18 protein-coding genes and 1 pseudogene are annotated in these 19,327 nt (G+C 30.2%); 14 read left to right on the top strand and 5 right to left on the bottom strand.

What is annotated here, in order from left to right; translation table 11 throughout:
* Window positions 1-53: 53 nt before the first annotated feature.
* From FBF06_RS01020 to FBF06_RS01010, 3 genes are all read right to left on the bottom strand, one after another.
* On the bottom strand, window positions 54-857 hold the full coding sequence (locus tag FBF06_RS01020) for an undecaprenyl-diphosphate phosphatase (RefSeq protein ID WP_032592228.1): 804 nt from the start codon (window positions 855-857) through the stop codon (window positions 54-56).
* 73 nt (window positions 858-930) lie between these two features.
* Window positions 931-2,928, bottom strand: a complete 1,998-nt coding sequence (locus FBF06_RS01015; protein ID WP_074482883.1) for an oligopeptide transporter, OPT family — start codon at window positions 2,926-2,928, stop codon at window positions 931-933.
* Between the two features lie 182 nt (window positions 2,929-3,110).
* A complete protein-coding gene (locus tag FBF06_RS01010) occupies window positions 3,111-4,457 on the bottom strand; it encodes an SLC13 family permease (protein WP_032586638.1) in 1,347 nt (448 codons plus the stop codon).
* A gap of 243 nt (window positions 4,458-4,700) precedes the next feature.
* Here FBF06_RS01010 and FBF06_RS01005 point away from each other — a divergent pair, with 243 nt between their 5' ends.
* From FBF06_RS01005 to purF, 7 genes and pseudogenes are all read left to right on the top strand, one after another.
* The gene (locus FBF06_RS01005; protein WP_052796047.1) at window positions 4,701-5,024 is read left to right on the top strand and encodes a DUF4878 domain-containing protein; all 324 of its coding nucleotides are present in this window, start codon (window positions 4,701-4,703) and stop codon (window positions 5,022-5,024) included.
* 1 nt (window position 5,025) lies between these two features.
* Window positions 5,026-5,599 (top strand): annotated as a pseudogene (locus tag FBF06_RS01000) (YiiX/YebB-like N1pC/P60 family cysteine hydrolase).
* Between the two features lie 98 nt (window positions 5,600-5,697).
* Window positions 5,698-6,045: a hypothetical protein gene (locus tag FBF06_RS00995; RefSeq protein ID WP_002867117.1), complete on the top strand. Its 348-nt coding sequence runs from the start codon at window positions 5,698-5,700 to the stop codon at window positions 6,043-6,045.
* Between the two features lie 134 nt (window positions 6,046-6,179).
* Window positions 6,180-7,307: a hypothetical protein gene (locus FBF06_RS00990; protein WP_052796046.1), complete on the top strand. Its 1,128-nt coding sequence runs from the start codon at window positions 6,180-6,182 to the stop codon at window positions 7,305-7,307.
* Window positions 7,307-8,488, top strand: a complete 1,182-nt coding sequence (locus FBF06_RS00985) for an AAA family ATPase (protein ID WP_002860636.1) — start codon at window positions 7,307-7,309, stop codon at window positions 8,486-8,488. The genes FBF06_RS00990 and FBF06_RS00985 overlap by 1 nt, the downstream gene beginning before the upstream one ends.
* A 62-nt stretch (window positions 8,489-8,550) precedes the next feature.
* A complete protein-coding gene (gene dapB, locus FBF06_RS00980) occupies window positions 8,551-9,279 on the top strand; it encodes a 4-hydroxy-tetrahydrodipicolinate reductase (protein WP_002860637.1) in 729 nt (242 codons plus the stop codon).
* Between the two features lies 1 nt (window position 9,280).
* Window positions 9,281-10,618 (top strand): amidophosphoribosyltransferase, encoded by a 1,338-nt coding sequence (gene purF, locus FBF06_RS00975; protein ID WP_002857257.1) that lies wholly within the window; start codon window positions 9,281-9,283, stop codon window positions 10,616-10,618.
* Between the two features lie 2 nt (window positions 10,619-10,620).
* Here the strand turns inward: purF and fliI are convergent, their stop codons facing one another.
* Both fliI and folE read right to left on the bottom strand, forming a co-directional pair.
* The gene (gene fliI / locus FBF06_RS00970) at window positions 10,621-12,006 is read right to left on the bottom strand and encodes a flagellar protein export ATPase FliI (RefSeq protein WP_002900770.1); all 1,386 of its coding nucleotides are present in this window, start codon (window positions 12,004-12,006) and stop codon (window positions 10,621-10,623) included.
* The gene (gene folE / locus FBF06_RS00965) at window positions 12,006-12,578 is read right to left on the bottom strand and encodes a GTP cyclohydrolase I FolE (protein ID WP_002826917.1); all 573 of its coding nucleotides are present in this window, start codon (window positions 12,576-12,578) and stop codon (window positions 12,006-12,008) included. The genes fliI and folE overlap by 1 nt, the downstream gene beginning before the upstream one ends.
* Before the next feature lie 143 nt (window positions 12,579-12,721).
* On the opposite strand from folE, the gene tig reads away from it, so the two are divergent.
* The 7 genes from tig to purN are packed head-to-tail and all read left to right on the top strand — an operon-like array spanning window position 12,722 to window position 19,316.
* Window positions 12,722-14,056 (top strand): trigger factor, encoded by a 1,335-nt coding sequence (tig, locus tag FBF06_RS00960; protein ID WP_002851938.1) that lies wholly within the window; start codon window positions 12,722-12,724, stop codon window positions 14,054-14,056.
* Window positions 14,056-14,640 (top strand): ATP-dependent Clp endopeptidase proteolytic subunit ClpP, encoded by a 585-nt coding sequence (clpP, locus tag FBF06_RS00955; RefSeq protein ID WP_002806309.1) that lies wholly within the window; start codon window positions 14,056-14,058, stop codon window positions 14,638-14,640. The genes tig and clpP overlap by 1 nt, the downstream gene beginning before the upstream one ends.
* A gap of 35 nt (window positions 14,641-14,675) precedes the next feature.
* A complete protein-coding gene (gene def / locus FBF06_RS00950) occupies window positions 14,676-15,203 on the top strand; it encodes a peptide deformylase (protein ID WP_002917788.1) in 528 nt (175 codons plus the stop codon).
* Window positions 15,200-16,705, top strand: coding sequence for a YifB family Mg chelatase-like AAA ATPase (locus tag FBF06_RS00945; RefSeq protein ID WP_052796045.1), 1,506 nt, complete (start codon window positions 15,200-15,202; stop codon window positions 16,703-16,705). Before def ends, FBF06_RS00945 begins: the two co-directional genes overlap by 4 nt.
* A 1-nt stretch (window position 16,706) precedes the next feature.
* Window positions 16,707-17,405 carry an NYN domain-containing protein gene (locus FBF06_RS00940; protein WP_002826913.1) on the top strand — a complete coding sequence of 233 codons (699 nt, stop codon included), beginning with the start codon at window positions 16,707-16,709 and terminating at the stop codon, window positions 17,403-17,405.
* Window positions 17,389-18,759 carry a bifunctional ADP-dependent NAD(P)H-hydrate dehydratase/NAD(P)H-hydrate epimerase gene (locus FBF06_RS00935; protein WP_052796044.1) on the top strand — a complete coding sequence of 457 codons (1,371 nt, stop codon included), beginning with the start codon at window positions 17,389-17,391 and terminating at the stop codon, window positions 18,757-18,759. Before FBF06_RS00940 ends, FBF06_RS00935 begins: the two co-directional genes overlap by 17 nt.
* The gene (purN, locus tag FBF06_RS00930; RefSeq protein ID WP_002900760.1) at window positions 18,750-19,316 is read left to right on the top strand and encodes a phosphoribosylglycinamide formyltransferase; all 567 of its coding nucleotides are present in this window, start codon (window positions 18,750-18,752) and stop codon (window positions 19,314-19,316) included. Before FBF06_RS00935 ends, purN begins: the two co-directional genes overlap by 10 nt.
* Window positions 19,317-19,327 lie beyond the last annotated feature (11 nt).

The following is a 19,327-nucleotide window of genomic DNA, read 5'->3' as shown; positions in this document are numbered from 1 at the left end:
TTTTGAAATTCAGCTTATTTTTAAAAAAATCTTAGAATAAATTTAATATTTATTTATAGCTTAAATTCACTTCCAGCATTTAAAATCCCACTATAATACAAATAAAAGAAAACAAATCCTAAAATAATACGATAAATTCCAAAAGGGATAAAGTCGAATTTAGAAATAAATTTTAAGAAAAATTTTATAACTAAAACTGCAACAATAAAAGCAGTGATAAAACCTATGCCTAAAGGAATTAAAGAATTTGCATTGCTAAGAAGCTCAGGCTCTTTATAAATGCTATAAGCTGTAGCGATAATCATCGTTGGAATGGCAAGCAAAAAACTAAACTCAGCCGCAACTTTTCTATTAAATCCTAGCAAAAGTCCACCAATAATACTTGCTCCACTTCTTGAAGTACCAGGAATCATGGCTAAAGATTGAAAAATACCTATGCAAAAAGCTTGTTTAAAACTTATTTCTTCTAAAGAATTGATACGATATTGTTTATTTTTATGTGCAAGTTCTATAAGAATAAACACAACACCGCCAAAAATGAGCATTCCAACCACAACCCAACCATTAAATAAAGCATTTAAGTATTTTGCCACAAAAAGCCCTATAACTCCGGTAGGAAAAAATCCAACTGCAAGTTTTAACCAAATATCAAGCCCTTGAAACAATTTACGCCAAAATACAAAAATTACCGCCAAAATAGAACCAAGCTGGATGATAATCAAAAAGCTTTTCCAAAACTCATCTATATCGATACCTAAAATAGTCGTACCTAAAATCATATGTCCTGTTGAAGAAACAGGTAAAAACTCAGTCAGACCTTCTATAATTCCAAGTATTAAAGCATATAAATTTTCCATTTTAATCCTTGAATGATAATTGCAAAAGAAAAATTATATCAGAATGGATTAAATAGGATTTTAACCCCAAAAATTAAGCATCTTTTTTAACAATACGCTTAATGAAATATAATACAACTCCCACAAAAAAGATAAGTGCGAAAAGCTCACTATCATGAAAATTTGCTAAATTTAAAGCTAAAGGATTTTCACTACCACCCATACTTACTGAAAATACAGTAATTCCTGCGATAATTACCCCAAAAATACTTTCACCCACTATAAGCCCTGAAGCAAAAAGCGTGCCTCTTTGCTCACAACTTGCAAGTTTTTCTTCTTTATGAGAATTTTTTGCATATTTTTTAGTCAAGTGTTGCATTACAATATATTTTAAAATTCCGCCTATAACTAAAGGTATATTTACAGCAGGGGGAAGGTAAATACCTATTCCAACGGCTAAAGGCGGCAAAGACATTTTCTGTGTTCTTCTTAAAATTTTATCTATAATAATCATTAAAATTCCTACAAATACACCAAAAGCCATATAACCCCACTCTATATTGTGATGAAAAATTCCTTGGGCGATAGTGCTCATTAAATTTGCTTGCGGTGCTGCTAAAGCTGATGAAGCATCCATACCTTCTCTTGGCATTGCTCCGACAAAACCATAGGCTTGATAAAGCAAATTTAAAACAGGAACTATAGCCAAAGCACCAAAAACACAGCCTACAAGTAAAGCAACTTGTTGTTTCCAAGGAGTAGCTCCGACTAAATGTCCTGTCTTTAAATCTTGTAAATTATCATTCGAAATAGCAGCTGTAGCTAAAATAACACTAGTAGTAAAAATAGCTAATGCTACTGCAAATTTAGAAAGCATAGGATCTTGAAAAAGTTCCACACCTAAAACCAAAAAAACAATAGAAGAAATAATAACACCAATAAGTCCGATTCCAGAAATAGGACTAGAAGAAGATCCTACAAGTCCTGCCATATATCCGCAAGCTGCTGCAACAAAAAAACCTATTAAAACAGAAACTAAAGTTCCAACAAATGAAAATAGCATTTGATAATAAATACTTAAGTTAGCATCTTCAACAAAACTATAAAAAGTAATAAATAAACCCACAACCATTAAAACAAAAAGTATAAAAATACTTTTTAAAGAAAGGTCTATATTTGTTCTTTCATTTTTTTCTTGATTAGTAATTTTAACATTTTTAACAATTTCTTTAATACCTTCAATAACGGGTTTTAAAAGTTCTATTAAAGTCCAAAGCGCTGCTATAGCAATAGCTCCTGTTCCTATAAGCCTTACTTTAGAACTCCATACACTAGAAGCTAAATCTACAGCATTTTTTGCACTATCGAATTCAAAATTTGAAAGATAGGGAGTAAAAATACCCCAAGCTAAAAACATACCTACAAAAAGAGCTATAGCACCTGCTAAACCAACTAAATAACCTGCCCCTAAAAGTGCCAAAGAATATCCCATAGAAAAACCAAAAGCCATTTTATTCCAAATAAAAGCAAAATTACTCTCACTTGCAGCGAGCTTGAAACCATTGCTTAACAAACTAAAAATAGCAGCTATAAAAGAGCCTAATGCTATTTCTTTAATGCCTTGTTTTCCTTTTTTACTACTCTGATCTTTATTGGCTACTTTTAAAATTTCAGCTGCAGCTCTACCTTCAGGATAAGCAAGCTTGCTTTCAACCACCATAGTCCTTCTTAATGGTATAGTAAAAAGCACTCCAAGTCCGCCACCACAAAGACATATCATAAAAGTTTGCCAAAGTGGAAATTCACTCCAATACCCACACATAAAAAGCCCTGGGATAACAAAAATAACTGATGATAAAGTTCCTGCTGCTGAAGCTTGAGTTTGAACCATATTATTTTCTAAAATATTTGAAGTCTTAAAAAGACTCAAAACCGCCATGGAGATGACCACAGCTGGAATTGATGATGAAAAAGTAAGTCCCACTTTTAACCCCAAATATACATTTGAAGCTGTAAAAATAATAGTTAAAATACTTCCCAAAATCAAACCCCTTAAGGTAAGTTCTGGTAAATTTTGTTTTTTGTACATCATTTCTCCGTTTTAAAATTTACCTTCAACTTAAAAAATATTCTTATAAGTTTAAATTTATAATTTTTCTCTAAAGTAAAATAAAATAATACAAAAAAACGCTTATATTTTTATAAATTTTTGACTCAAAAATATCATAAAACAATGAGCTAATCATTGAAAAATCAAAAGTTCTTTTATTTTAATTATATTATCCCAGCTACCTCAGCAAAAATCAAGCAAATAATACTTATACCCCATATATAAAAAAAGCTTCTTTTGATATGATCTCTAATATTAACCTCTGCTAAACCACAACCTAGCAAAGTTGCAGGCACAACAGGAGAAATAAATGTCGCACAATTTCTTGCTATCACCATGATAATAGCTATAGTCAAAGGTTCAGCACCAAAAGCCTTAGTTACACTCAAAACTATAGGCATCACTCCATAAAAATAAGAATCCGTACAAAAAATAATTGCCATTGGAACAGCCAATATCCCTACCATTAAAGGAATATAAGCACCTAAATAATCTGGAACGAAATTTAAAATCAAAACACCCATTTTCTCCATAATACCACTTTTATCAAATACGCCTATTAATATCCCAGCACCAATTAAAGTAATATACATAAGCATTGCACCAGCACTTGCACGATCTAAAACTTTTTTAGCTATTTTTAAATTAGGATAATTAAGCGGTAAAATTATTACAAGCCCTATCATAAAGCAAATATAACTAGGAATAATACCACTAATTAAAAGCCCAATAACCCCAATAGTTACAAGTAAATTTAACCAAAACCATTTTTCATTATGGTGCTCGCTTTTTTCTATATTTAATTTTATTCCCGACAAGTTACCTGCGCCTGCGCCTCTTTTTATTTCTATCTTAGCAATCCAAATTGCCAAAAGAAGGGATAATACTAAACCTACAATCTGAATAGGTATAATATGGTGCCAAAGCAAATTTGCATCCATTCCTATATTAGTAGCCGCTCTTAAAGTAGGACCACCCCAAGGAATAACATTCATAACCCCCATAGCTGAAGTAATAATCAATAACATTGAAGTCTTTCTTATACTTAAACGCTCATAAATAGGTAATAATGCAGGTATTACAATAAGAAAAGTAGAAGCACCCGAACCATCTAAATGTACAGCAGCAGCAATAAAAACAGTAAGAATGCAAACTTGATATATATTAGCTTTCATTTTTGATAAAAATGCATTTAAAATTTTAGTAAAAAAACCACTTGCATTTAAAACACTAAAAAAGAGTATAGAAAAAACAAACAAAGCTGCCGTATCCGTTACGCTTTTGACTCCATCTTTAATAAAAACAACCAATGTTTTAATATCAAAAACACCTCCTTTAACCCCTAAAGCTACACCCACGCCAAAACCAAGCCGTTCAAGAATAAGTAAAATACAAGCTACACTAATACTTACACTTATAAAAGCTAGTGCTGGAGTAGTATAATCTTTTAGCAAAAGCCAAACTATCAATCCTAACGAGAAAAAACCCAATAAAGCTAAAAAAATTTCCATATCCTATCCTTTTGTATCATTTTTATTCGATAATAAAATAGGATATTTTAACTCCAACTTATATGTGTTTAAATTTATAGCTTTTTAAAAAAAATATATTTTCTAATGTAACCATTATAAACAAGAATAAAAAAATAATTTTGAATTATTTTGCTATAATTATGAATATTTTAATTTATACTATCAAAAGAAAAAAATGAAATTTTTTAAACTTTCTTTCTTGGCTTTAGTTGCCTTTTTTTAGTGGCTTGCGGTTCTTCAAATCCTGAAGATTTAGCTAAAAATTTTACAAAAGATCTTTACAGTGGTAATACTAAATCTGTTATGAGTTACATTGATCTTAGCGAAGCTAAAAGCGATGAAGAAAAAACATTTGTTAGTGATAAAATCACTCAAGTTGTTGCTAAAAATGCAGCCAAAGCAAAAAGAATGGGTGGTGTTAAAAATATTCAAATTGAAGAAAAAACAATCAATAAAGATTCTGCTAAAATCAGAGTTTTAGTGTTATTTAACAATGATAATAATCAAAGCAGCAATGTTTTTCTTGCTAAAAAAGATAGAAAATAGCTTGTTTTACTTAAATAAAATTTTATATTTTTTCTTAATTTTATTTTTATTGATTGGAATTTTGGGTTTCTTTATAAATTCCAATCCTTCAAATCAAATCATCAAAAAACCCTATCTACCTTTTCTTGAAATAGGTGATCTTGTCTTTCGTGCAGGAATAGGAAGTGAAAGTTTTTTAATAGAAAATTTAAGTCAAAGCCCTTATTCTCATATCGCTATGGTAGTTAAAACTTCTCCAACTATACTCATACATGCTACAACAGATGATGACAAAAATGCTAAAGACCAAGTTATCTTAAGCTCTATGGATGATTTTTTAAAACTGAGTCATAAAATTGCTATTAAAAGATTAAAATTTGATGAAAAAACCAAACAAAAAATAGTTGCTAAAGCTTTGGAACATTTAGGCAGAAAATTTATCATAAGTACAGATAAAGATGCTTTTTACTGCACTACTTTTTTTAGAACAATCTATTAACTCCATTACCCCATTTCATCTTCAATATACTCTAATCAAAGCTCCTTTTAATGAAGGTTTATATCTTTTTCCACAAGCTTTTTTTGAAAATAATTAAAGCGTATTAATTTTATGAAAGTCAAAAATTTTTAATTTCACATTCACTTCACTTAAAAATTTTATAATGTCATCACTTTACATTAAGGAGAAATAATTATGAAAAAAAGTATTTTATTCGCATCAGCACTTTTAGCTAGCTCAATGCTTTTTGCAGATAGTCTAAAACTTGAAGGTACTATTGCACAAATTTATGATAACAATAAAACCTTGCTTATTGACTCTATTTATGGCGGACAAATGGCTATAAAAGTTCTACCAAATACCGAAATAGAAATGGATGATTGTGGTATTTTTGGAACAGATAAAGATGGAACTTTTAAAGATTTACAGGTTGGAAATTTTTTAGAAAGTAAAATTTCTTATGGAATACCTGCTACACCAAATACTCAGGCTATTCCAGTAGCTAGAAAAATTGAAATTCAATGTTATAAAAAAGCTTATTAATATAAATCCCTTAACAAGGGATTTATAAAAATCATTCTTCGGCAAACTACTTCATTACTCTTAAATAAAAATTTAAACTCTTTTTTAACAAGCAATTTATAAAATAACACTTATATTTTCATCTAAGGCAAATAATGAAAAAATGGATTTTTATTGTTTTTTGTTTTATATTAGGTTTTATTATTCATATATTTTATATAGGATACACTAACGAACTTTTATTTAATAAATTTATTAAAAACAGCAATCCTGATTATACAATTACAGATATTTACTTCAAAAAAGGTTTTTTAACCTCTAAAGGAAGTTTTACTTTAAATCACTCTCATACACAGCTTTCAACCAAAATCAACCTTAAATTTAATAATTATTTTTTCTTAAATAAAATTATAAAAGGAAATTTTACAAATCCTTTTGATTTTTTAGATAAAGTGTTAAAAAACAATAAATTAGGAACTTTTACTCTCAAATTACACGATAACAACTCTAAAATATTTCTAAATATTAAAGATATAAATTTAAGCAATGAAGGTGGAGATACCATCATAAAAGGCGGATATATTGAAGCTTTAATGAATAAAAATTTAGAAATTAAAAACATTAAAATACATTTTGATATGATTAATTTTTCTCAATTTTATACTAAATTTGTGTTGCAAAATTTAAATTACGAACAATTTTTTAACAATCCTGTACAATTTTATGAATTAAATTTATTTAGCAAAAGCCAACAACAAATCAACTTTGATTATCTTGTGTTAGATAACAATAAAATCAATTCTTTTTATAGCAAAAATCTAGTAAATTTTAATGAAGAAAATTCAACAATAAACTTAAACATACAAGGAAAATCCAATGAAATTGATATTGATCTTAAATCTTTATTGGGTCAGAATTTAAATTTTGACAAAACAAAATTTAATATAACCATAAATAAATTTCTTAACTCAAATTTCAATATCTCTCATTTTATTCAAAAAAATCTTGATCTAGAAATACAAAATTTAATTCTTGAAAAAAATAAACAAAATATCAGTCTACAAGGCAATTTAAATATTAACAACTCTTATCAAGCAAAATTACAAGTTATCAGTTCAGATGAGCCTGATGAAATTTTTCCTTGGACAAAAGATTATGGAGGTTTAAATCAATATTTTTTAAAAGAAAATAATAACTTTTTTCTAAATTTATCTTATGATAGCTTAGCCAATCCTCAACTAAAAATTAATGGTAGTGAATTTTCAAATATGGATTTAAATTAATGAGCCTAGCTTTGACCTTTCGCCCTGAAAATTTTGATGATATTTTAGGACAATATGAGCTTATAGAAATTTTCAAAAAATTTACTGCTTTACAAAAACTTCCTCATAGTATTTTTTTTGGAACGGCAGGTTCTGGAAAAACAACTTTTGCTAGAGTTGTAGCCAAAGAATTTGGCTTAGATTTTTATGAATTTGATGGAGGAAATTTTAAACTCGAAGAACTAAGAAAAATTTTAGATAATTATAAAAATAGTCTTTATAAGCCTTTAATTTTTATTGATGAAATTCACCGCCTTAGCAAAACCCAACAAGAAATGCTTTTAATTCCTATGGAAAATTACCGTTTAATTTTAATCGGCGCAAGCACTGAAAATCCCTATTTTGTTTTAAGTTCTGGTATAAGAAGTCGTTCCATGCTTTTTGAATTTAAATCTTTAGGGGTAAAGGAACTTGAAACTTTACTCTTGCGTGTACAAGAAAAAATGAAATTTAGTATTGATAAAGAAGCTAAAGATTTTCTACTGAAAAGTGCTGATGCAAGAGCTATGCTAAATTTGCTTGAATTTGTCTTGGTTTTAAATGAAAAACATATCAGTCTTGAAAATCTTAAAAAACTTCGCAACACCATAAATAGTGAAGGTGTTAGCTCAAAAGATACACATTATATTTTAGCAAGTGCAATGATAAAAAGTTTACGCGGAAGTGACGTTGATGCAGCTATTTATTATCTTGCAAGACTTATTGATGCAGGAGAAAGTGCGGATTTTATCGCTAGGCGTTTGGTGATTTTTTCAAGTGAAGATATCGGAAATGCCGATCCAAATGCTTTAAATTTAGCGGTTTCGACTCTAGAGGCTGTTAAAAATATAGGTTATCCTGAAGCAAGAATTATCCTAGCCCAATGCGTAGTTTATTTAGCAAGCACAATCAAATCTAATGCAAGCTACAAAGCTATCAATGAAGCTTTAAACTATGTAAAAAATAATGAAGCTTTAGAAATACCTAATTATCTTAACAACAATCATCAAGAAAAACAAAACTATCTTTATCCACATGATTTTGGTGGCTGGGTAGAGCAAAAATATCTTAGTAAAAATTTAAAATTTTATCATAGCAAGGGCTTAGGAGAAGAAGCAAAATTGTTAGATAATTTATATAAATTAAAAAACCATAAAGCTTAATTTTATTATTTAAAATTTACAAAATAAATGCTAAAATCAATATTTTATTTTCAAGGAAAAAGATGATTAAAATAGGAATTTATGGCGCTAAAGGACGAATGGGAAAACAGATTGAAGAATGTTTAAAAAGCGAAACACAAGCACAAATTTCGATACTTTATGATAAGGGTGGAAATTTAGGAGAGCTTTTTGAAAAAAGCGATGTGATTATTGATTTTTCTTCCCCAAGTGGAACTCATGAGCTTTTAAATTATGCAAGAACTATACCTAAACCTTTGGTAATAGGTACAACAGGGCTTGATGAGAAAATTTTACATTTGATGCAAAGTGCTAGTGAAGTGATGCCGATTTTTTATGCGACCAATATGTCTTTAGGTGTTGCGGTTTTAAACTATCTTGCTAGTAAAGCCAGTCAAATGCTAAGAAATTTTGATATAGAAATTTTAGAAATGCATCATCGCCATAAAAAAGATGCACCAAGTGGTACAGCTATGACTTTAGCTCAAAGTGTAGCAAAAGCTAGAAATTTAGAACTTGAAAAAGTAAGAGTAAGTGGAAGAGATGGCATTATAGGTGAAAGAAGCAAAGATGAAATTGCCGTGATGAGTTTAAGGGGTGGCGATATAGTAGGACGTCATACAGTAGGTTTTTATGAAGATGGAGAATTTTTAGAACTTAATCATACCGCTACTTCAAGGGCGACTTTTGCTAAAGGTGCGATTAAAATCGCTATTTGGCTTAGTAAGCAAGAAGCAAAAATGTATTCAATCAATGATTTTTTAGGAATTTAAAATGTGTGCAGTTGTAGGAGTTATTAATTCAAAAAATGCTAGTACTTATGCGTATTATGCGCTTTTTGCTATGCAACACCGTGGGCAAGAGGCAAGTGGTATTAGTGTGAGTAATGGTAAAAATATTAAGACTATTAAAGCTAAAGGTGAAGTGAGTCAAATTTTTAATCCCGATAATTTAAAAACTTTAGAAGGTGAAATCGCCATAGGGCATAATCGCTATTCTACAGCAGGAAATTCAAGTTTAAACGATGCCCAACCCATAGCAGCCACTTCGGTTTTAGGTGATATTGCTTTAGCGCATAATGGAAATTTAGTCAATAAAGAAGAAGTAAGATCAAGACTTATTCAAGATGGGGCTATTTTTCAAACCAATATGGACACAGAAAATGTTGTTCATCTTATCGCAAGAAGTAAGCAAGAAAGTCTAAAAGATAGATTTATTGAGAGTTTAAAAGAATGTATAGGAGCTTATTGTTTTGTTTTAGCAAGCAAAGATAAGCTTTATATTGTAAGAGATCCTCATGGGGTGCGTCCTTTGTCTTTAGGGCGTTTAAAAGATGGAGGCTATATAGTTGCTAGTGAAACTTGTGCTTTTGATCTTATAGAGGCTGAATTTATTCGTGATGTTAAACCAGGGGAAATGCTTATTTTTACTCAGGGAAATGATAAATTTGAAAGCATAGAACTTTTTTCTCAAACTCCTAGAATTTGCGCTTTTGAATACATTTATTTTGCTAGACCTGATAGCATAGTAGAAGGTAAAAGCGTGTATGAAGTGCGTAAAAAAATGGGCGAAGCTTTAGCTAAAAAATTTGCTTATAAAGCAGACTTTGTCGTGCCTGTGCCAGATAGTGGAGTAAGTGCAGCTATAGGTTTTGCTCAATATTTACAAATCCCTCTTGAAATGGCAATAGTAAGAAATCATTATGTAGGAAGAACTTTTATAGAGCCAACTCAAGAGCTTAGAAATTTAAAAGTAAAATTAAAGCTTAATCCTATGCGTAAAGTTTTAGAAGGCAAAGAAATTGTAGTCATTGATGATAGCTTGGTGCGTGGCACTACTTCTAAAAAAATAATTTCCTTACTTCGTGCTGCAGGAGCGAGTAAAATCCATCTTGCCATAGCTTGTCCTGAGATCAAATTTCCTGATACTTATGGTATAGATACTCCAACTTTTGAAGAACTTATCAGCGCAAATAAAAATGCTGAAGAAGTGCGTGAATATGTAGAAGCTGATACGCTAAGTTTTTTAAGCATAGAAGAGCTAACTCAAAGCATAGGCGATGAAAGAAAATATTCTTTAATCAGTTTTGATGGAGATTATTTTATTAAATAATTTTATTTTAAATTAGGATTAGGCAAGGTTGCACTTGCACTTCCTACATTTATATTTTGAGTTGGTAGCAAAGGAGTATTTGGTGCATCAATTTGACTTAAAAGCTCTAAAGTTTGATTAAATTCGAAGCTTTCTTCAGGATTTTGTCCTAAGAATTTTTGCATAAATTCTTTTTTAGAAATAGCTTCATCAAGTTCTTTATCACTTCCTTTCTGATAAGCACCGATGCGAAGCAATACTTCATTTTCTTTTAAAAGCGAGTTTAAACGCTTAAATTTTCTTGCCCAAAGTTTATGTTCAGGACTTATAATGTCACTCATCACCCTTGAAGCAGAGTTTTGTATATTAATAGGAGGATAAATTCCAAAGTCTGTTAATTCACGACTTAAAACAATGTGTCCATCTAAGATAGAACGACTTTGATCGGCGATTGGATCGCTCATATCATCACCATCCACTAAAACGGTAAAAAAGGCTGTTATAGTGCCTTTACCTTCTTCTTTACCGGTTCTTTCCATGAGTTGAGGCAAAAGACTTAAAACACTTGGCGGATAACCTTTGGTTGTAGGAGGCTCTCCAAGAGCTAGTCCAATTTCTCTTTGTGCCATAGCAAAACGCGTTACACTATCCATGATAAAAAGTACATCTTTGCCCTGTTCTTTAAAGTATTCTGCCACACTCATTGCGCAAAAAGCACCGTATTTACGCATCAAAGCACTATCATCACTTGTAGCAACAATAATCACTGTATCATCGAGCTTTCCGCCTAAATTTTTTTGTATAAATTCAGGAATTTCACGCCCCCTTTCTCCTATGAGTGCCACTACTTTTATAGGAGCTTTGGAATTTTTAACTATCATTCCCATAAGAGTGGATTTTCCTACCCCACTTCCTGCAAAAATACCAAGTTTTTGTCCTACACCACAAGTTAAAAGCGCGTCTATGGTTTTAACACCCACGGGAAAAACTTCTTCTATAAGCCCTCTTTTCATGGCATCAATAGGTGCACGCATTATAGGCATATATTTGGTTACTTCTATAGCTCCTTTACCATCTTTTGGGCGCATAAAAGGATCTACTACTCTGCCTAAAAGTTCATCGCTAACGCCTATTTGCATACCTGCATCACTTATGAAAGCACGATCGCCTATTTTGAAACCTTCTATAAAAGAAAAAGGGCTTAAATAGCTAAATTGTTCCTTGATTTCTACGACCATAGCTAGAGTGTTTAAATTTTCATTTTCATTGGAAACTAGCTTCACTATATCTCCAACCCCTGTTTTAAGCCCACGAATTTCTATACTCGTAGCAGAAATTTTTGTAATCTCTCCAAAGATAGCACTTAAATTTTCTTTACCAAGTTTGGAGCGTAGTTTTTCAAGATTCATTAAAATCTTACCTGTTTAGCAGAGTTTATGAGAGAAAAAAATTCCTCTCTGGTTTTTTCATTTTTTAAGAAAATTCCACGTAAAGCTGAAGTTGTAGTGGTGGAATTAGCTTTTTGTATTCCACGCATTTCAACACACATATGTCTTGCTTCTATGACTACACCCACACCTTTTGCATCAACATTTTCCATTAAAGCTTGTGCGATTTGTTCAGTAAGTTGTTCTTGAATTTGAAGTCTTCTTGCAAATACTTCTACAAGGCGTGGAATTTTGCTTAAACCTACTACTTTTTTATTAGGGATATAGGCTACATGAGCACGCCCAAAAAAAGGTAAAAGATGATGTTCGCAAAGACTATAAAATTCTATATCACGCACCAAAACCATTTCATTATTAGAGCTTTCAAATAAAGCATCATTTAAAATGTCTTTGACATTTTGCGTATAACCACTAGTAAGAAATTCATAAGCTTTAAAAACACGATTTGGTGTTTTAATAAGCCCTTCACGATTTGGATTTTCTCCTATAATTCCAAGTATGGTTTTAACACAATCTTCAAATTTTTTTTGCAAATTTTTCTCCAAAAATATTTTTTATATTTTAATAATTAATGTAATATTGCAATTTTATCATAAATTACTTTAAAATTTTATGCAAGTAATAAGGAAAAATTTGCTATCATTGAAGGCAAATTTTATTTTATAAGGAAAAAACTATGGAAGTAAAGGCAAAGCAACTAGATTCTGTTAATGCGACTGCTAGTGTAAAAATTCCTTCAGGAATGATCAAAAGTGAAGTAGAAAATTTAGCAAAAAAAGCTTCTAAAAGTGTAAAAATGGATGGGTTTAGACCAGGAAAAGTTCCTGTAAGTGCCGTACTTAAAAGATATGAAAGAGAGCTCACTCAAGATGCAGAACAAAATCTTTTTAAATCCGCTGTAAATAGCGCTTTACAAGAACTTAAAAAAGAAAATAAAGAGCTTGTAGGTGAGCCATATTTTGAAAAATTTGATCGTAAAGATGGAGAAATTATTGCTGAATTAATACTTTCTTTTAAACCTGAAATCAAACTTGAGGGTTATGAAAAACTCATCCCTGAATATCAAACTCCAAAAGTAAGTAAAAAAGAAATTGATGAGAAAAAAGATGAACTTTTAAAGCGTTTTGCTACTCCTGAAGCTATAAAAACAAAAAGAGCTTTAAAAGAAGGTGATTTTGCAAAATTTGATTTTGAAGGTTTTGTAGATGATAAAGCTTTTGAAGGTGGTAAAGCTGAAAATTATGTTTTAGAAATTGGTTCTAAGCAATTTATTCCAGGTTTTGAAGATGGTATGGTGGGAATGAAAATAGGTGAAGAAAAAGATATCAAAGTAACTTTCCCTAAAGAATACGGCGCAGCGCATTTAGCGGGTAAAGATGCAGTATTTAAAGTAAAACTACATGAAATTCAAGAGCTTAAAATTCCAGAACTTGATGATGAAATGCTTAAAAAACTTTTACCAGGAGAAGAAAAAGCTAGTGTTGAAGTTTTAGATGAAAAATTAAAAGAGCAAATCAAAAATGAAAAACTTTTCAAACTTGTAAATGATGAATTAAAAGGCAAATTTGCAGATGCTTTGATTGAAAAATATAATTTTGATTTACCTAAAGGCATAGTAGAACAAGAAACTGATATGCAGATGCGTGCGGCTTTTAATACTTTTAGCGAAAAAGAAATTGAAGAGCTTAAAGCAAGTAAAGAAAAATATCAAGAAAAACGTGATTCTTTTAAAGAAGAAGCACAAAAAAGTGTAAAACTTACTTTTATCATTGATGAACTTGCAAAATTGCGTAAGATTGAAGTAAATGATCAAGAATTGATTCAAGCGATTTATTTTGAAGCATATCGCTATGGTATGAATCCAAAAGAGCATTTAGAAAACTATAAAAAACAAGGAGCTTTGCCTGCTGTGAAAATGGCTTTAATTGAAGAAAAACTTTTTAATGATATTTTTATACCAAAAACAGAAAAATCGGAAAAAGTGAGCAAAAAAGAGAAAGAAGATAAATAATGTTTATTCCTTATGTTATTGAAAAATCTAGTCGTGGTGAAAGAAGTTATGACATTTATTCACGCCTTTTAAAAGATAGAATTATTATGCTAAGTGGTGAAATTCATGATGAACTTGCCGCTTCTATCGTAGCACAACTTCTTTTTTTAGAAGCTGAAGATCCTACAAAAGATATTTATCTTTATATCAATTCTCCAGGTGGTGTAATTACAAGTGGTTTTAGTATTTATGATACTATGAACTATATCAAACCTGATGTTTGTACGATTTGTATAGGACAAGCTGCTTCTATGGGAGCATTTTTGCTTAGTTGTGGCGCAGAAGGAAAACGTTTTGCTTTGCCTAATTCACGTATTATGATTCATCAACCTTTAGGTGGAGCTAGAGGTCAAGCCACAGATATTGAAATTCAAGCCAAAGAAATTTTAAGACTCAAAACTATACTTAATGATATTTTGGCAAAAAATACTAAGCAAAAAGTTGCAAAAATAGCAAAAGATACAGAAAGAGATTTTTTCATGTCAGCACAAGAAGCTAAAGAATATGGGCTGATTGATAAGGTTTTGGAAAAAAGTTTTAAATGATTTCTTTGGAGATCATTTAAAACAAAGGTTTTTTAATGGTTAGAAAAATTATCACCTATCCCAATCCTAGACTTTTTTTAAACTCTGAAATTGTAAATAAATTTGATACAGAACTTCACACCTTGCTTGATGATATGTATGAAACTATGATAGCAAGTAATGGAGTAGGTTTAGCAGCTATTCAAGTGGATATTCCTTTGCGTGTTTTACTTGTAAATATTTTTGATGAAAACGATGAACAAAAAAAAGAAGATTTGCTAGAGATTATCAATCCTGAAATTATTCCTTTAGATGAAGAAATGATCACTTGCACAGAAGGGTGTTTGAGTGTGCCAGATTTTTTTGAAGAAGTGAAACGCTATAATCATATCTTGCTTAAATATCAAGATCGCTTTGGAGAATTTAAAGAACTTGAAGCAAAAGGTTTTTTAGCTGTGGCTATTCAACACGAAAATGATCATTTAAATGGACATTTATTTATAGAAAAAATTTCCTTTACTAAGCGTCAAAAATTCGATAAAGAATTTAAGAAAAAAAAGAAAAATCATAAAAAAGAGAAATGAAAAAACTAAAGTGCATAAGCTTTCATGAAGGCTTAGACATTATAGAGGTAGAATCCACTTTTACAAGAGGTTTGCCAAATTTAAGCATAGTAGGGCTTGCAAGTACAGCGATTAAGGAAAGTGTCGAACGCATCAAAGCCACACTTTTAAGTTATGATTTTGCTTTTCCTGCTAAAAAAATCACTATCAATCTTAGTCCTTCAGGCATCCCAAAAAAGGGATCGCATTTTGATTTGGCTATCGCTTTATTAATCCTTTTGCAAAATGAAGAATTAGATGACTTTTTTGTAGTAGGAGAATTAGGACTTGATGGAAGTATTAAAAGCACAAATGAGCTTTTTTCTTTGCTTTTGTTTCTCTCTGCTAAAATTAAAAAAGCTAAGATCGTTGTTCCAAAAAGTATAGCACAAAAAGCTTCCATGATACCAAATTTAGAGGTTTATGGACTTGAAAATTTAAATGAAGCAATAGAGTTTTTTAAAGAAAAAAATTATGAAAATTTTCGTTTTTCTCACAATCATCCTTTATTTGCAAACCCTTTACAAATAGAAAATGAAATTTTTTTACAAAATATGGATTTTAAACTTGATTTTAAAGACATCAAAGGGCAGGAAAAAGCCAAAAGAGCTTGTATGATAGCTGCTTTAGGTATGCATAATATCTTATTTGAAGGAAGTCCAGGAAGTGGTAAAAGTATGTGTGCTAAACGCCTTGTTTATATCATGCCTCCTCAAAGTTTAAATGAAATTTTAATGCAAAATGCTTATATGTCTTTAGATTCAAAAGATTGTGAATTTACTAAAATTCGTGCTTTTCGTCATCCTCATCATACTTCTACAAGAGCAAGTATTTTTGGCGGAGGAACAAAAAATGCTAGAATTGGAGAAGTCGCACTTGCAAATGGTGGAGTATTGTTTTTTGATGAATTTCCACATTTTAACAAGCAAATCATAGAGAGTTTAAGAGAACCTTTAGAGGATCATAAAATTCATATTTCAAGAGTAAATTCTAAAATCACTTATGAAACAAAATTTAGCTTTATAGCTGCCCAAAATCCTTGTCCTTGTGGAAATTTATTCTCCAAAAATCTTTCTTGTGTTTGTAGTGAAAATGAGATTAAAAAATACAAAAATCACATTTCAGCTCCTATTATGGATAGGATTGATCTTTATGTAGCTATGGATGAGATCAGCAAGGATGATAAAACGAGTATAAGTTCTAAAGAAATGAGTGAAAAAATTTTACAAGCTTTTATTTTTAGTAAAAAACGGGGGCAAAAAGAATTTAATGGGAAATTAAAAGATGAAGATTTAAGTCGTTTTTGTGTATTGGAAAAAGATGCCAAAGATACGCTAGATTTAGCAATTTCACGTTATAATCTTTCTTTGCGATCGCTTAATAAAATTTTAAAAGTTTCAAGAAGTATAGCGGATTTAGAACAAAGTCTTAATATTAGCAAAACCCATATTTTAGAAGCTTTAAGCTTTAGAGCAAGGAATTAAAATGGAAAATAAAAGTATAGCTATCTTTATAGATGCAGAAAATATCCCTGCAAAATACGCTAAAAGTATTTTTGATATCGCTTCAGATTACGGAGAGGTTATCATTAAACGCATTTATGGGGATTGGACTCAAAAAAATATACAAGGTTGGAGAGAGCAAATTGCTGAATATTCTTTAATCGCTATGCAACAATTTAATTTTGCAGCCAACAAAAACTCAAGCGATATGTATTTAATCACTGAAATTATGTCCATATTTTATGAAAAAAATATAGATATTTTTGTTATTGTTTCAAGCGATAGTGATTATACTTCACTCATTCAAAAATTAAGAGAAAATAAAAAACAAGTTATAGGAATGGGGCTTGAAAAGTCTATAAAATCTTATGTAAATGCCTTTAGTGAATTTTTTTATTTAGATAAAGATGAGAGTAAAAAAGAAGATATTTTAAGTAAGGATTATTTAAGAGCTTTAATCAATATCACCGAACAACTTATCGATGAAAAAGGGCGTGCCGAATACGCACAAATCCGTACTAATATGAACCGCAAATACTCGGATTTTCATCCGCAAAATTATGGTTTTAAGAATTTTCGTGCTTTGATCCAGAAATTTTTACCCAAAATGAAAAAATTTGAAGAAGAAAGAGAAAAAAATATATATTTTTTGGTGAAAAAAGATTATGAAAGCTATTATTGATAATATAAAAATTTTAGAACAAAATGCTATAAATAAAGGCCTAGATGAGCTTATTTTAATGGAAAATGCGGGATTAAATTTAGCCAAGCTAATTAAAAAAGAAGCTAAAAAAATTCGCATTCAACGCAAGATTAGAAAAGTAAAAATACTTTTTTTATTAGGCGGGGGTAACAACGCTTCAGATGGCTTGGTGGCTTTAAGAAATTTAAAACACGCTAAAGCTTATAAAATAGGCTTTAAAGAAAATACGCTTTTTAAAAAACAAGAGCAAATTTTACAAAATTATGCTTTTAAATTTTGTCAAAAGGAGCCTAATTTTAAAAAATTTCATATTATCATTGATTGTATTTTAGGTACAGGTTCAAATCGTTGTTTAGATGAAAAAACAAGTTTAATTATTCAAAAAGTTAATCAAAGTAAGGCTTTAAAAATAGCTTGTGATATACCTACAAATTTGGGATTTTATCCTTGTTTTAAAGCTGATATTACACTTTGTATGGGAGTTTTAAAGGAAATTTTATTTGAAGATTTTGCTAAGGAATTTGTAGGAAGGATTAAAATAGCCAATTTAGGCATTAGCTCTAAGAAATTTTACTCTAATTCTCAAGCTTTTTTGCTTGAAAAAAAAGATTTAAAAACTATAGATAGAAAAATCAACGCCAATAAAGGAAATTTTGGCCATATTTATATAGTTGCCAATGCAAGCGCTGGAACTTTAGCAGGACTTGGAGCCTTAAATTTTGGAGCAGGTCTTGTTTCTTTAGTAGCGCAAAAAAGCTTCTCGCCTCTTTTGATGTTAAAAGAAAAAATTGAAAATAATGCAAGTGCTATTGCTTTAGGTATGGGGCTTGAAAATTTGGATTTTCTAAAAGATGAAATTTTGCAAAACACTCCTTTGATCTTGGATGCAAACTGCTTTTTAAGTGAAGCTTTGCTTTGGTATTTAAACAGAAAAGATGTTGTTATAACCCCTCATCCAAAAGAATTTATAAAACTTTATAAAATGTGCTTTGATGAGGATTTAGATATAGAAACATTGCAAAAAAATCGCTTTTTCTATGCTAGAAAATTTTCGCAAAATTATGATTGTGTTCTTGTTTTAAAAGGAGCAAATCCTATTATTGTGCAAAAAGAAAAATTATTTGTTGTAAATTTAGGAAATCAAGCCTTAGCTAAAGGTGGGAGTGGAGATGTTTTAAGTGGAATGATTGCTGCACATTTAGGTTTTGGTTTTAGCGCTTTAGAAGCAGCAAAAAATGCTACTTTAGCTCATGGACTTGTTGCAAAAAAATATAAATTTAATAAAAATAGCTTTGACGCTTTAAAACTTACCAAAGGATTAAAATGCTTGTAAAATTAGCTGTACTTTTTAGTGGAAATGGAAGTAATTTAGAAAATATTTTAGAAAAACTTCATAAAAAAACCATAGGGGAAAATACCTATGAAGTAGTACTTTGCCTTTGCAATAAAAAAGATGCTTTTGGTATACAAAGGGCAAAAAAATTTGGTCTTGATACTGTAATTGTTGATCATAAGGCTTATAATACTCGTGAAAAATTTGATACGATTTTGGTACAAAAAATCAAAGAAAGTGGAGCAAATCTTACTGTATTAGCAGGTTTTATGAGAATTTTAAGTCCTGTTTTTACAAAAAATATCAAGACAATTAACCTTCATCCTTCTTTATTACCCCTTTTTAAAGGAGCACATGCGATTAAAGAAAGTTATGAAAGTGATATGAAAGTGGCTGGAGTCAGTGTGCATTGGGTCAGTGAAGAACTTGATGGTGGAATGATTATAGCTCAAAAAGCTTTTGAAAAAAGAAATTTGAGTTTTGAAGAATTTGAAGAAAAAATTCATAGTCTAGAACATGAAATTTTACCCTTAAGTGTGATTGAAATTTTTTCTTAAAGAATTAAAGG

Source organism: Campylobacter sp. CFSAN093227, assembly GCF_012897855.1.
Taxonomy (GTDB): Bacteria; Campylobacterota; Campylobacteria; order Campylobacterales; family Campylobacteraceae; genus Campylobacter_D; species Campylobacter_D jejuni.
Note: the sequence above shows the minus strand (reverse complement) of the source record. Positions and strands in the feature narration are given on the sequence as shown.

Excerpts from the sequence above, each read along its gene's own strand:
- FBF06_RS01020 (WP_032592228.1), bottom strand. The coding sequence starts at position 857 with ATGGAAAATTTATATGCTTTAATACTTGGAATTATAGAAGGTCTGACT.
- FBF06_RS01015 (WP_074482883.1), bottom strand. The coding sequence starts at position 2,928 with ATGATGTACAAAAAACAAAATTTACCAGAACTTACCTTAAGGGGTTTG.
- FBF06_RS01010 (WP_032586638.1), bottom strand. The coding sequence starts at position 4,457 with ATGGAAATTTTTTTAGCTTTATTGGGTTTTTTCTCGTTAGGATTGATA.
- FBF06_RS00995 (WP_002867117.1), top strand. The coding sequence starts at position 5,698 with ATGAAAAAAAGTATTTTATTCGCATCAGCACTTTTAGCTAGCTCAATG.
- FBF06_RS00990 (WP_052796046.1), top strand. The coding sequence starts at position 6,180 with ATGAAAAAATGGATTTTTATTGTTTTTTGTTTTATATTAGGTTTTATT.
- FBF06_RS00985 (WP_002860636.1), top strand. The coding sequence starts at position 7,307 with ATGAGCCTAGCTTTGACCTTTCGCCCTGAAAATTTTGATGATATTTTA.
- dapB (WP_002860637.1), top strand. The coding sequence starts at position 8,551 with ATGATTAAAATAGGAATTTATGGCGCTAAAGGACGAATGGGAAAACAG.
- purF (WP_002857257.1), top strand. The coding sequence starts at position 9,281 with ATGTGTGCAGTTGTAGGAGTTATTAATTCAAAAAATGCTAGTACTTAT.
- fliI (WP_002900770.1), bottom strand. The coding sequence starts at position 12,006 with ATGAATCTTGAAAAACTACGCTCCAAACTTGGTAAAGAAAATTTAAGT.
- tig (WP_002851938.1), top strand. The coding sequence starts at position 12,722 with ATGGAAGTAAAGGCAAAGCAACTAGATTCTGTTAATGCGACTGCTAGT.
- clpP (WP_002806309.1), top strand. The coding sequence starts at position 14,056 with ATGTTTATTCCTTATGTTATTGAAAAATCTAGTCGTGGTGAAAGAAGT.
- def (WP_002917788.1), top strand. The coding sequence starts at position 14,676 with ATGGTTAGAAAAATTATCACCTATCCCAATCCTAGACTTTTTTTAAAC.
- FBF06_RS00945 (WP_052796045.1), top strand. The coding sequence starts at position 15,200 with ATGAAAAAACTAAAGTGCATAAGCTTTCATGAAGGCTTAGACATTATA.
- FBF06_RS00940 (WP_002826913.1), top strand. The coding sequence starts at position 16,707 with ATGGAAAATAAAAGTATAGCTATCTTTATAGATGCAGAAAATATCCCT.
- FBF06_RS00935 (WP_052796044.1), top strand. The coding sequence starts at position 17,389 with ATGAAAGCTATTATTGATAATATAAAAATTTTAGAACAAAATGCTATA.
- purN (WP_002900760.1), top strand. The coding sequence starts at position 18,750 with ATGCTTGTAAAATTAGCTGTACTTTTTAGTGGAAATGGAAGTAATTTA.